This window comes from Paenibacillus sp. FSL R5-0914 (assembly GCF_038004525.1).
Lineage (GTDB): Bacteria > Bacillota > Bacilli > Paenibacillales > Paenibacillaceae > Paenibacillus_AQ.
Map to the genome: position 1 here is coordinate 729,629 of NZ_JBBORH010000001.1, position 13,482 is coordinate 743,110.

The 13,482-nt window shown below is 44.6% G+C and carries 13 protein-coding genes and 1 tRNA gene; 2 read left to right on the plus strand and 12 right to left on the minus strand.

All coding sequences use genetic code 11. The features are described from left to right. Positions 1–11 precede the first annotated feature (11 nt). The 3 genes from MKX60_RS03020 to MKX60_RS03030 all read right to left on the minus strand — a co-directional run bounded on the left by MKX60_RS03020 (position 12) and on the right by MKX60_RS03030 (position 3,475). A complete protein-coding gene (locus tag MKX60_RS03020) occupies positions 12–1,193 on the minus strand; it encodes a phosphoglycerate kinase (RefSeq protein ID WP_042184036.1) in 1,182 nt (393 codons plus the stop codon). A 116-nt stretch (positions 1,194–1,309) separates the two neighbouring features. Then, a complete protein-coding gene (gap, locus tag MKX60_RS03025) occupies positions 1,310–2,320 on the minus strand; it encodes a type I glyceraldehyde-3-phosphate dehydrogenase (RefSeq protein ID WP_036687120.1) in 1,011 nt (336 codons plus the stop codon). Positions 2,321–2,422: 102 nt separating this feature from the next. After that, on the minus strand, positions 2,423–3,475 hold the full coding sequence (locus tag MKX60_RS03030; RefSeq protein ID WP_042123320.1) for a sugar-binding transcriptional regulator: 1,053 nt from the start codon (positions 3,473–3,475) through the stop codon (positions 2,423–2,425). Positions 3,476–3,810: 335 nt separating this feature from the next. Here MKX60_RS03030 and MKX60_RS03035 point away from each other — a divergent pair. Both MKX60_RS03035 and clpP read left to right on the plus strand, forming a co-directional pair. Continuing rightward, a tRNA-Arg gene (locus MKX60_RS03035) sits at positions 3,811–3,885 on the plus strand. A 193-nt stretch (positions 3,886–4,078) separates the two neighbouring features. Then, positions 4,079–4,675, plus strand: coding sequence for an ATP-dependent Clp endopeptidase proteolytic subunit ClpP (gene clpP, locus MKX60_RS03040; RefSeq protein WP_060626469.1), 597 nt, complete (start codon positions 4,079–4,081; stop codon positions 4,673–4,675). Between the two features lie 95 nt (positions 4,676–4,770). Here the strand turns inward: clpP and MKX60_RS03045 are convergent, their stop codons facing one another. The 9 genes from MKX60_RS03045 to MKX60_RS03085 all read right to left on the minus strand — a co-directional run bounded on the left by MKX60_RS03045 (position 4,771) and on the right by MKX60_RS03085 (position 13,465). Beyond that, positions 4,771–5,409 (minus strand): GDSL-type esterase/lipase family protein, encoded by a 639-nt coding sequence (locus tag MKX60_RS03045; protein WP_076299968.1) that lies wholly within the window; start codon positions 5,407–5,409, stop codon positions 4,771–4,773. Positions 5,410–5,518: 109 nt separating this feature from the next. Further along, positions 5,519–6,619 carry a PdaC/SigV domain-containing protein gene (locus tag MKX60_RS03050; RefSeq protein ID WP_341059062.1) on the minus strand — a complete coding sequence of 367 codons (1,101 nt, stop codon included), beginning with the start codon at positions 6,617–6,619 and terminating at the stop codon, positions 5,519–5,521. A gap of 126 nt (positions 6,620–6,745) precedes the next feature. Beyond that, complete coding sequence (locus MKX60_RS03055) at positions 6,746–7,501, minus strand: SIMPL domain-containing protein (protein ID WP_042184030.1); 756 nt, start codon at positions 7,499–7,501, stop codon at positions 6,746–6,748. A 150-nt stretch (positions 7,502–7,651) separates the two neighbouring features. After that, complete coding sequence (locus MKX60_RS03060) at positions 7,652–7,921, minus strand: HPr family phosphocarrier protein (protein WP_036687106.1); 270 nt, start codon at positions 7,919–7,921, stop codon at positions 7,652–7,654. Positions 7,922–8,018: 97 nt separating this feature from the next. Further along, positions 8,019–8,948: a DNA-binding protein WhiA gene (whiA, locus tag MKX60_RS03065; protein ID WP_042123310.1), complete on the minus strand. Its 930-nt coding sequence runs from the start codon at positions 8,946–8,948 to the stop codon at positions 8,019–8,021. Between the two features lie 144 nt (positions 8,949–9,092). Further along, positions 9,093–10,040 (minus strand): gluconeogenesis factor YvcK family protein, encoded by a 948-nt coding sequence (locus MKX60_RS03070; protein WP_179085868.1) that lies wholly within the window; start codon positions 10,038–10,040, stop codon positions 9,093–9,095. A gap of 57 nt (positions 10,041–10,097) precedes the next feature. After that, a complete protein-coding gene (gene rapZ, locus MKX60_RS03075; RefSeq protein WP_042123306.1) occupies positions 10,098–10,997 on the minus strand; it encodes an RNase adapter RapZ in 900 nt (299 codons plus the stop codon). Between the two features lie 45 nt (positions 10,998–11,042). Next, on the minus strand, positions 11,043–11,993 hold the full coding sequence (locus tag MKX60_RS03080; RefSeq protein ID WP_042184026.1) for an ROK family glucokinase: 951 nt from the start codon (positions 11,991–11,993) through the stop codon (positions 11,043–11,045). 209 nt (positions 11,994–12,202) lie between these two features. Beyond that, a complete protein-coding gene (locus tag MKX60_RS03085; RefSeq protein ID WP_341059063.1) occupies positions 12,203–13,465 on the minus strand; it encodes a DUF438 domain-containing protein in 1,263 nt (420 codons plus the stop codon). Between the last annotated feature and the right edge of the window lie 17 nt (positions 13,466–13,482).

Consider the following 13,482-nt stretch of genomic DNA (forward strand, 5'->3'; position numbering starts at 1 on the left):
TTCTATACGTCTTACTTGTCGTTCAGTGCTTCTACGCCAGGAAGCGCCTTGCCTTCCATGAACTCAAGGGATGCACCGCCACCAGTGGAGATGTGATCCATTTGGTCAGCCAGGTGGAATTTTTCTGCTGCTGCTGCGGAATCTCCGCCGCCAATAACAGTGTAACCTTCAGTTGTTGCACAAGCTTTTGCTACTGCAAGTGTACCTTCAGCGAATTTATCGATTTCGAATACGCCCATAGGTCCATTCCAGACAACCAGCTTGGAGTTCTTGATAATATCGGCATAAAGTTCACGAGTCTTAGGTCCGATATCAAGTCCTTCCCAACCTTCTGGGATTTCATTGTAATTAACGATCTTAGTGTTAGCATCAGCACCGAATTTATCAGCAACAACAACATCAACAGGAAGCATGAAGTTTTTGCCAAGTGCTTTAGCTTTTTCGATGAATCCAAGAGCAACGTCAAGTTTGTCGTTGTCTACAAGTGACTTACCGATTTCAAAGCCTTGTGCTTTAGTGAATGTATAAGACAATCCACCGCCGATCAGGACGTTATCAGCCAAAGACAACAAGTTATCAATAACATCAATCTTGTCTTTAACTTTCGAACCACCGATGATCGCAGTGAAAGGACGTTCTGGATTAGTAAGAGCTTTACCAAGAACGGTCAATTCTTTCTCCATCAAAAGACCGGATACAGCTGGTAGGAAATGAGCGATACCTTCTGTCGATGCATGTGCACGGTGAGCCGCGCCAAACGCATCATTGACGAACAAATCAGCCAGTTCAGCAAATTGTTTAGCCAATTCAGGATCGTTCTTTTCTTCACCTGGGTAGAAACGAACATTCTCAAGTACAAGTACGTCGCCTTCGCCTAGCTCAGCAATTTTTGCTTTGACAGCTTCGCCAACAGCTTCGTCAGCTTTAGCTACTGGTTTGCCGAGAAGCTCGGACAGACGTTCAGCAGCAGTAGTCAAACGCATGGAATCTACGAATTGACCTTTAGGACGACCCATGTGACTCGCAAGAATGATCTTTGCACCGTTCTCAATCAAATATTTAATGGTTGGAAGGGTTTCGCGAATACGAGTATCATCAGTAATCTTACCGTCTTCTACAGGTACGTTGAAATCCACGCGTACAAATACGCGTTTACCCTTTACTTCTACATCACGGACGCTCTTTTTGTTCATGATTAATTCCTCCACACCCAAAGTTGTTTCTAGCAGGAAACAAGAAATACATTTAGAAAGAGCGGAAACAAGGAACTTCTGTTTCCGCTCTATAGATGTTACTTATATCAAGTCGATTACTTAGCGATTTTAGCGAATTTCTCCAAAGTACGAACCAATTGTGCAGTGTAGGACATTTCATTGTCATACCAAGCAACAGTCTTAACGAGTTGTTTGTCGCCAACAGTCAATACTTTAGTTTGTGTAGCATCGAACAGGGATCCGAAAGTCATACCTTTGATATCGGAAGATACGATTTCATCTTCAGTGTAACCATAAGTGTCTGGATCGGAAGCTGCTTTCATTGCTGCGTTGATTTCTTCAACAGTAACGCTCTTATCAAGAACAGTTACAAGCTCAGTCAGGGAACCAGTTGCAACTGGAACACGTTGAGCCGCACCATCCAATTTACCTTTAAGTTCTGGAATAACAAGACCGATTGCTTTAGCAGCACCAGTAGTGTTAGGAATGATGTTTTCAGCTGCTGCACGAGCGCGTCTGAAGTCACCTTTAGCGTGTGGAGCATCCAAAGTGTTTTGGTCACCAGTGTAAGCGTGAATTGTAGTCATCAAGCCTTCAACGATACCGAACTTGTCGTTCAATACTTTTGCCATTGGAGCTAGGCAGTTCGTTGTGCAAGATGCGCCGGAAATAACAGTCTCAGTACCATCAAGAATGTCATCGTTAACGTTGTAAACGACAGTTTTCATGTCGCCAGTAGCTGGAGCGGAGATAACTACTTTCTTAGCTCCACCTTTCAAGTGTTTTTCAGCTGCTTCTTTAGTTGTGAAGAAACCTGTGCACTCAAGTACGATATCAACGCCTAGGTCGCCCCATGGCAATTCTTCAGGGTTGCGGTTAGCAAGAACCTTAACTTCTTTGCCATTGACTTTGAAGAAGCCATCATGCACTTCAACATCACCTTGGAATTTACCTTGAGTTGTATCATATTTAAGCAAATGAGCAAGCATCTTAGCGTCAGTCAAGTCGTTGATTGCTACCACTTCGATACCTTCTACATTTTGAATACGGCGGAAAGCAAGGCGTCCAATACGTCCAAATCCGTTAATTCCAACTTTTACACTCATTGAATAGTTCCTCCTAGAATTCGTTTTATTTATTCAAAACAGACCGTGAAGCCTGTCATGACAACAATGTTAAGTATGATGCAAGATATATGTTCTAGTGAGTTACGAGGATATCTGTAACTGATTATCAATTTCCTTGCCGATTTCCACAGCAGCAGCCTCGTCGGTGACGAGTATATTCTCCTGCCCGAAACGCAGCATGGCATGAATGGCTTTGGCCTTTGGTTTGCCTCCAGCAATACCGATGACTGTCTCCGTCCGAACAATATCTTCTAGACGTAGTCCCATCGTAAGCATCGTATGGACAACCTGACCATCTTCGTTAAAGTAATACCCAAAGGATTCAGCCACGGCTCCCTCACCCTGGATTTCTGAGACAGTTGCCTCATCCAGCTTGCGGCGGCGAGTCATTTCAATGGCATCCCCAATCCCATGTACAATAATACGCGAACTGCGGATGATTTGTACAATCTCACCAATATTAGAGTCAAGTGCTAGTGACTGGTAGGCATCCCCACTAAGTAAATCAGGTACATGCAGCAACCGGTAATTCGCTCCTACCCGTTTTGCCATTGTTGAGGCGATCGTATTGGCTTGAATCTCCATACTCTCTCCTAATCCACCACGCGCCGGAACAAACCAAGCGTTCTTATAGGAAAGGGATAACGGCGGTGTCAGTTGATCAGCCATGTCGGCAAGCGTTGATCCACCTGTGACAGCAACTATATCATCTGTACGAAGTACACTGAGCAGCGCTTTTGCACCCGCTCGGCCAAGCTCACGTTTGGTGAACGGCGATGACTCACAATCACCCGGCACCACAATAACTTTATCCAGACCGTACGTTGCCCGAATTTTCTCTTCCAGCTCATCCAGACCAAACAGGCTCTTAACGACCGGCTCTAGCAAATCAAGCAGTCTACGCCCAGCAGCGCTAATGCGCATGCCAACACTCTCGATCTCAATGAGCCCTTGCGATTTCAGAAGATCCGTCTCGGCACGCAGTACCCGCTCAGTCATATCAAGCGAAGCGGCAAGCGTTCTGCGCCCAATTATATCGGACAGCATGATCTGATGAAGAATCGTGTACCGTCTCTTAAGGGTTTCCATGAGATCAGGCAGAAGCTGCTTTTGGATATCTAATAAATTACGCATACTTTCACTCCTGCAACTTCGTCTTCCTCTATTCCCTTGTTCATGGTCTCAAAATGTCCCGGGTAAACTTTTTAAGTCCCACTCATATTCTAACCAAATATTGCTCGAAGTGCAAGTCTTCCGAGAGTAGAATTCTCAAGCGCTTGTCTTCTTATACATTTATAAGATTGGGAAAGAGGTTCTGCTCCAAAAAACCTGTCATTAACAATCCAGATTCTTTAGCTGAGTGAAACACAATGTACGCTTGTCCACCTTGAAGACAAGGGATAGAGCCTGAGTACAGTATTATTAATTCATTGCATTTGCACAGAAATTGTATTATAATCATTTTTGTTGCGCCCGTGGTCCAATGGATATGACGTAGGCCTCCGAAGCCTGAGATCCAAGTTCGATTCTTGGCGGGCGCGCCATTAATTTCACTTTTGCACATAATTTAGTAGTGCCTATACTACTACTTAACCAAAGAGCCGCGTGTCGGCTCTTTTTTTTGAATATAAGTTTGACTTTCTTTGACTTTTTGTTTGAATTTGTTTATCATGTGGGTAATACGGCAAGAGTAAAAATGAATACATTTGAAGAACCAATATCAAGGAGGTTTTCCACGTGAGTTATATTCCTATGGTAGTAGAACAGAGCAACCGCGGTGAGCGCGCTTATGACATCTATTCCCGCCTGCTGAAGGACCGCATCATTTTCCTTGGAACGGAGGTTAATGACGTGGTAGCCAATTCTATCATCGCACAAATGCTGTTCTTGGCTGCCGAAGATCCGGAGAAGGACATTCACCTTTATGTGAATAGCCCCGGCGGTTCCATTACTGCAGGTATGGCTATTTTTGATACAATGCAGTACATTAAACCGGACGTTTCCACCATCTGTGTGGGTATGGCAGCTTCTATGGGAGCTTTCCTACTTAACGCTGGCGCTAAAGGCAAACGCTTCGCACTGCCTAACAGTGAGATCATGATTCACCAACCTCTGGGTGGTGCTCAAGGTCAAGCAACGGATATCGAAATCCGTGCCCGTCGTATCCTCAAATTGCGTGATAAGTTGAATCGTATTCTTGCAGAACGTACAGGTCAACCGCTAGAACGTATTGAGAAGGATACAGATCGTGATTACTTCATGACTGCTGCAGATGCGGCAACTTACGGTATCGTTGATAAAGTCATCGAGAAAACACTGCCTAGCGGTGTGTAAGCTATAAAACAACACAAAGAGGCTGTGCCCTATCCACTTGATGGTTAGCGCACAGCCTCTTTACTTTTCAGACCACCACTTCATACGAATCTCAGTTAAATCAAACCGCCATATCCAAGCGCATCGAGTTTCTCAGCAATCACACGGTAGCCTCGGCCATTCGGATGTAAGTGGTCAATCGATAATAGCCCTCTCTCATTTCCTGCAAACTCACTATAGATAGAAGCAAACCCACATACTCGGCTACTATACTGTGAGGCATAGCGGTTAAACTGCCGCACCCACTCTGTAGCACCCACTACCTGAGGATAAGGATTATACAGTCCCACAATCCGAATGATAAAAGGTCTACGCGTTCCCGTCTTCAATTGGAAGAGGATACTCATAATTGCAGCAAAATTTTGTTTGCATTCTTGCAATGATCTTCGCAGCTCTTTAGATAAATTTTCAGGTTGTCTAGCTGCAGCCTTCGCAGCATGGATTAAATCGTTGCCACCGATGGATAGAGTGATGATGTCGGCTGCTCGAATGGCTTCGCGAGTCATTGCACTCCCCCGCAGCCGCTGTTCCAGTTCAGAAGTAGTCAATCCATTCACGCCCAAATTCGTAGAGGCTACATTAGAACGCAGTCTCCCTTCCGCCATTCTACGGTACACCGGTACAAAACCGTTCCCTGGCAGAGCGCCAAATCCAGTCGTCAAGGAATCGCCAATTGCAGTGTATTGATAGCTCATAGCTCTCCCCCGTTCATAAACTAGTTACTCCATTTAGCATATGAATTCGAGGTGATTCTGGTAAGGGGGAGATGTCCAGTGGTGACACTAGCGGGTACGACTTCTCTATTTATTTTACAGCAGCAAATGGGCTACCGCCTTCCGGCAACAATTCTTTGAAAGTAAAGGGATATTCCGGGAACCCCGCAGCATAAGCTGTGTATTCATACAATTGGAAGAACAGAACGACCTGATCATCCTTCAGATAAAAATACTTTTCCGTATTCAATCCGTTGAACCCTCCCAAATAACTTTCCTCCGCTTTTACTAGCTTGTTCAACTTAGCATTCAACTCTTTTTTGTAGTTTGGGTTAGCTCCGAACAGGTCGCCCAACAGTAGACGTTTGCCATCCTTGAGCGAAAAGGTAAACGCCTCCCGATTGGTCATACCATGAGCGCCGCCCGTATCGCTATACTGTGACATCACTAAGCTGATCACACCATCCTGATTGTAGGTCACCACATAATCTATATCATAGGTATACTTAGGCTCTGACCCGGATCGATTCGAGATATCCTTCTCTGCGCCTGCAGCGAATTTCATGGCACTTTCTTTCAAAATATCATTTATGGCCTGCTGTGCATTGGAATTGCTTAATCCACTAAACTTCGGATAATCAAGCTGGATCAAAGCCTCTTTTCGATCCTTAGCATAGGTCTCCGTGGTTACTATCAACGCATTCTGTGATCTATTCACCACATTCAACCTACTAGAGCCCCGACTCCAATCCACTTTATAGCCCAAATAATCATTTAACAGACCGGATGGAACATAGAGCCGGTTGTTTATTAGCTTTCCTTCATACTCTCGAATGTAATAATTGTTCACCCAAATTGAAGTACCATAGCTAGATAACAGCAACTTGGCCTTAGTCGTTCCCTTTCCGATCGTGTATGCATTTTCTTTTTTATCATAAGTTAGAGGTAATTGCAGCACATCACGCATAAAGGTAATCGGAATCCAGACCTTCCTTTCCTGCAAAATACCTGTCTGCTGAGAAATTACCCCGTTCGCCTTTAAAGCTATACTTGCAGCAATAGCCTTGCTCTTCGTCTGATCAGACGCTGCATAACCCTTATCACTAGGCAGCAATCCTCCACCAAGCAATAATCCCGCCGACATCAAACCTATGCCCCATTTGCGTACTGTTTCTTTTGAAATATTCATCATCTTGTTTTCCCACTCCTTTCCAGTTTATTAAACCTAATCTTGGAGAATTTACACAAAAAAAGAGGCGCCCCCCACTATTACTAGTGGAAGATCACCTCTCCTCTCTGCAATCATCTTGTTCTGCTACTATTTCAATTCATACATTACGCTCAGCTGTGTTGTAACTTTAACTACTCCCGGTTGAACGGATGTGCTTGCACCAGCATCTGCTGCAGCCATTTCCATTTTTAGATTTTGTTCAAAATAAACCGGAGTGACATTGCCATCATTTTGGCTGACCGTGATTACTTGACCCAAGCTACGTTTAGCTGCCTTAGCAATAGCACCTGCTTTAACATCTGCGTTCGCCATCGCCTTTTCAATCACCTGAGCTTCAAAGGCAGAAGTATCTTCCACGGAAAAACGTGCATTTCCGATATTATTTGCCCCCGCCGCAGATGCAGCGTCTAGCAATTCACCAACCTTGGTCAGATCTCTATAGGACACTAACAGTGTATGATTCGCGTTGTATCCTTTCACTTGCTGTCCTTCTTTTTCGCTATAACTGTAGTTGGGTTGCACATAGAATTGGGTACTTTGAATATCCTTATCTGCGATTTTCCAAGTCCCCTTCAGTAGTGTAGTGATCTTTTGGATTTTAGCAGCATTTGTTTTTTGCGCTTCTTGCGCAGTTGTAGCCGTAGTATCCACACCGATGGACAAGTATACAATATCCGGCTTGATGGACAATTCACCTTTACCTACTACACTAACGACATTTTTCTGCACTTCATCTGCGTAAGCCTTTGCGGGACCTTGGAAGACTCCACTCATGCTAATCCCTCCAATTAACAAACTTCCTACAATCAACACTGAACCAATCTTTTTTACCAAACCTTTCATATTTGCCAGCCCCTTTCATCTTTTGTGATTTGTTATTATCCTCTAGACGAGTCTTTTTGGTAAATGTTGCACAGTTAAAATCTATTTTTTGGTATAAAAAAAAGCCCCTGGGGGCTTTTTAGTCATGCGATAGAAAGTCATTTCAAAAGATTATTGGTTCTCAAGCTCTTCTTTGCTGACGAGACTCGTCAAAGCGTTTACAGCTTGATCCGCGTCTGCACCATCCGCGCTGATATAGATCTCCGTGCCGGAACTGATCGCTAGGCTCATAATACCCATAATACTTTTGGCGTTTACTTTTTTATCGTCTTTTTCCACGAAAATCTCCGACGAAAACTTGTTAGCTTCTTGCACAAACAATGCTGCCGGTCGAGCGTGTAGCCCTGTCTTCAACCGAACAACTACCGGGTGCTTTGTCATGAAACGCTTACCCCCTAATTGAGTTCTCCCCAAAAATTTCACATTAATTTTATATTATTATATCATTATAACGTAAACCACACTAGAAAAAAAGTGACTAGCCGCCTCGAACCTTGTCCGCCAGTTCATCAATCTTACGAAGACGATGATTTACTCCGGACTTACTAACCGTACCTTTCAGCATTTCACCAACCTCTTTAAGGTTGATATCTGGATGTGCCATTCGAATTTCTGCAACTTCCCGCAGTTTATCCGGTAAGCTCTCCAGACCCACTTCTCGCTGCAGCAGTTTGATATTCTCAATCTGCCGCACCGCGGCACTTATCGTTTTATTGAGATTCGCGGTCTCGCAGTTCACGATCCGATTCACGGAATTACGCATATCGCGCATAATTCTTACATCCTCAAATTTGAACAACGCTTGATGCGCCCCGATCAGACTTAAGAATTCGATAATCTTCTCGCCTTCTTTAATGTATAGAATGAACCCTTTTTTACGTTCAATGCAGCGTGCGTTTAGGTGAAATTCACCAGCCAGATCGACCAGTGCCTTACAATGCTCCTCATACATCGAGGAAATCTCCAAATGGTAAGAGGAACCCTCCGGATTATTAACGGATCCGCCCGCCAAAAAGGCACCCCGCAAATAAGCACGCTTACAGCAGTTATTCCCAACAATCTCTTTATCAATACCGTCGGTAAAAATAAATCCTTCGGACACAATTCTGAGATCATTTAAGATTTCCTGTACGCGACTAGGGATTCTAACGATATAAACGTTATTTTTCTTCAAACGCATTTTTTTACGCACGAGTAGCTCAATATGGACCTGGTAATATTTCTTAAGTAAAGAATATACCCGCCTTGCAATCGCGGCGTTCTCCGTCGAAATGTCGAGAATCACCTTTTTGCTTGAAAGCTGCACAGATCCATTCATACGGATAAGCGCTGACATTTCCGCCTTCTCACAACAGGGCTCACTCTCCACCATCGTCAGCTCTTTTTTTGTAAGGGCCGCAAAAGACAAGGGTCTCACCTCTTTCTGAAAATAAGTACGTCATTCATATATACAAGCATTAACGCCTTCGGCGTCCTTTTGAGGACGGTAAGCGTTTAAGCGAGAAATATAAGAAAGTATAAGTGTAAAACTTATATTTTCTTATATTTTAAGTTATACCCTAGGGTTTCTGTTTATCCAATCTTGCACAAGCTGATAGATATGATGACTAAGCTTATCGGTATCATGCCTTAAATAAGTTCGGAATAACACTAGCTTATCCGCTATAACTTTATATGCACTGCCTTCTAGTACATCCTTATCGAGCTGTACCGGACGCGCACCCTTCTCAGCGTACTTCGACTGCACCTGCTCAGGAATTTCACCATCATTCACAATAATATAATCAAATAAATGAATCCCAATATGATCATAAACGGCTTGTAGATGGTCATTTACAGTATAATTATCCGTTTCACCAGGCTGAGTCATTACATTGCAGACAAAAATTTTGATTGCATCAGAAGATACAACTGCTTCTGCTAGCTTCGGAACAAGTAGGTTCGGAAGAATGCTCGTATATAGACTCCCTGGACCCAAAAGAATTGCATCAGCATTTCGAATCGCTTCAAGTGCTTCAGGCAACGGTTCCACATCAGCAGGCTCCAAAGAAACCCGTTTAATGATCCCGCCTGCTTCCGGTATCTTAGATTCACCCGTGATAATCGTACCGTCCGACATTTCTGCACGCAATACTACGGCATCCCCCGCAGCGGGTAATACCCGTCCGCGAACAGCAAATAATCGGCTAAGCTCACGAACAGCTGTGACAAAATCGCCAGATATATCTGTAAGCGCGGCAAGAATTAAATTGCCAAGACTATGACCCGCCAAGCCTTCGCCCGTGTTGAAACGATATCTCATAATATCCGCCATGAGCGGCTCTACATCAGCCATAGCTGTTAATACGTTGCGGATGTCCCCAGGAGGCGGCATTTGCAGTTCACTGCGCAAAATGCCCGAGCTTCCTCCATCATCTGCTACGGTAACTATAGCTGTAATATCTAGCGGCTTTTCTTTTAAGCCGCGAAGCATGACAGATAGCCCCGTGCCACCGCCCATAACGACGATACGTGGACGCTGTCTTTGTTCTTCAGCCACTATGGACCCCTTCTCTCATTAGTGCCGATCACGCTCGGAATCCCGATGACTAACGGCTACGGATTCCGTTTCGCTGACGCCCAGCATTTTGCCCAAATATTCAGAAATGGCTACTGAACGGTGTTTCCCGCCTGTACAGCCAATGCCGATAATAATCTGGGATTTACCTTCCCTACGATATTGCGGAATTAAGAAATGAAGCATATCGAGCAGTTTGGTCAGGAACACCTGTGTTTCAGGCCACTTCATTACATAGTCATAGACATCGCTGTCCTGACCTGTTTTTGGCCGCAGGTGATCCACATAATGTGGGTTAGGCAAAAAGCGAACATCGAAGACGAGGTCTGCATCAATAGGAATACCATACTTAAATCCGAACGATGTAATGTTGACGGAGAGTGTACTTTTTCCTAAATGCGAGAACCGAGAAACGATCTTCTCCTTGAGCTGCACTGGTTTCATACTGCTAGTATCCAGACATAATGTAGCTGAATTCTTTAATTCCTCAAGCATTTTACGTTCCAGCTTGATACCATCAAGCGGAAGTCCCTTAGGCGCTAGAGGATGATGACGCCGGCTTTCCTTGTAACGCTGCACAAGCACCGAATCCGTAGCATCCAAGAACAAGATTTCACAGCCAATGGTTGACTCATCTTTAATATAGGCTAGAGACTCGGACAAAGCAGTGAAGAATTCCCTACCGCGCAGGTCAATCACAAGCGCTACCTTGGCGATCTTACCCTTCGACTGCTCAATCAGTTCTGCAAACTTAGGGATCAGCACCGGCGGCAAATTATCGACACAGAAGAACCCTAGGTCTTCCAGACTCTGCACAGCAATTGTCTTACCCGCACCTGACATTCCAGTAATAATGATCAGGGTGGCTCCAGCCGTTGGAGTATTGTCCAATTCGGTCATTAAAGCGTCCCCTCCCTAAATTAGTATATGAATACTCCCTATCTTTTAAGAACGAAGCAGAAGACCTGCTGCACCCACAATACCTGCATCATTACCAAGCTCTGCAGGAATAATCGAAACACCAGTCTGAAGCGGAGCCGGTGCGAGCTTAGCAAACACACGACGAACTTCATCAAATAGAATATCTCCAGCCTTAGACACACCACCACCAATGATGAAGACCTCAGGGTTAAGCACGGCTGCAACAGAAGCCATAGATTTACCCAGGTAGTATGCTGCACGGTTTACTATGCGAATCGCTACTTCATCGCCAGCCTTAGCCGCATCAAAGACTTCCTTCGCAGCAATCTTCTCTACCATTGAGAGGGAAGTACGATCACCACGAGCTACTGCATCGTTAGCCATACGAATAATTCCTGTAGCGGAGGAAACGGTTTCCAGACATCCCATATTACCGCAACCACATTGAATGGCTTCCAAATCCGGCACTACAGTGATATGGCCAAGCTCACCTGCTAGACCTGCAAAACCTTGATAAATCTTTCCGTTAATAATGATTCCGCCACCAACACCTGTTCCTAGCGTATAGCAGACACAATTTTCAATCCCGCGTCCTGCACCACTCCAGGCTTCACCCAGTGCAGCCACGTTCGCATCATTGTCTATTTTGACAGGCTTGTTCCAGCGATCTTCCAAAATGGAGCGAATCGGCACATCTTTAAATCCTATGTTGGGCGCAAGGATAATGATTCCTTCACGAATATTTGTGAACCCTGCTACGCCCGCGCCTACACCTGCAAGCTGATCCCAAGAGTACGGGGAATCCTCCACAATTTGGCGTACATACTTCTCGATATTATCGATAACAGTATCGACACCTTCTGCAGTTCCTGTGGGTCCCTCATAAGTATGCAGTAGCGTTCCCTCAGCATTGCAGATTCCAACCTTAATTGCAGTTCCACCCAAATCCACGCCAACGTAGATATTCTCAGACATGTAACAAGCCACCTTTTTTTATACTAAAATAGTTAATCCTAAGTACCAACTATAATAGAAGCCCCCTCTGTGGTCAAGGAAAGACAACACACCCGGGAATTCCTTATTTTAATACTATACTCTATTATATTCTAAAAAGACCCCCTTACGACTAAGTAAGAGAGTCTTCTGACTATATTATTATCTGGAAAATAACCTAAATCACCCATTTATTCTGACAAAATACGCTTTTGCCCCTCCAGTGCACGGATAGGTGCGATATTCTGTGTAAACTCCAGCGTACCCATATACCGACCAGTCTCGTCTCGGACGGCGAAATAACGGATATAGATAAATTTATCCTTGATGTTGATCCAGAAGTCCTCAGCATCCTTACGACCTGCCTTAAAATCTTCCAGAAGCTTCTCCACCACATGAACACTTTGAGGCGGATGACAGTTCTGTACCGTGCGGCCGATAACTGCCTTAGTTCGGGCAAAGATACGTTCCTTCCCGTGTGAAAAATATCGAACGACATCATTCTCATCAATGAATGTCAGATCTACTGGCAGGTGATTGAGTACTGTTTCGAGCTGATGCAATGACAACAGCCCTGTCTCAAAACGGATGAACCCTTCTTGCGGAGCGGCTCCCACTGCTTCACCCTGCAATGCTGCACCTTCCGGCTCTGCGGCACGTTCGGGTATCCACTCCTGCTCCGGCGCCGTTAGGCAGAATCCGATCTCATCGCTCTCCCGAGCGATTTTGACCCATTCGTCTTCCGTCAATTTATCCAGCGACATAGGCAATAAAATATTTTCTTCCTTAAAAATCATTTCATTAACTTCCTTGATGATCTCCGTAAGTTGAACACCAATATCTGCTGCATTTCCGCTGTAGCTGCTGAGCGCTGCTTTTGCATCTTTAATCATACGACGGATATGATCATCCACGCCCCACATTACCTTGGTTGGTCCATAAATGCCGTATTTTTCAAGGTAAGGGAACAACAGATTTTCTTTTCGACTATAGTGTTTATCTAGATCCAGCAGTAAGCTAAGATCCTCCAGCAGCTTAAAGATCAGCTCCTCGCTGTCATTCTTCTGGAATTTGGTAGCATGCAAATCTAAACGGAAGTTCACAAGTCTTTCAATCTCACGGTTTTCTAGCTTGAAGGTGTGGACTGGGTGGCCGGGTTGTTCTTCAGGCTTTGAGGAGCGGTGAATTTGCTCAATAGAGCCTTTGAATATTGCTGTATGCACCGAACAAAGCCGCTGTACCTCGGATACCGGAATTCCCTCTTCAGTCATTAACGAATGCTCCATTGCAGAGATTTCCGCAACAGTAACATCACCTACAGCTTCCTCGAAGCGTGCCTTAACCTCTTCAACGCTTTTGCCTGCATGCAGTTCTTTAATAATCTCCTTGAGCATGGCTTGGCGACGAGTTTGCTCCGGTACATCAACCTCGCGGTTATTTATCAGTTCACTCATTATTGATCTCTCCTTAA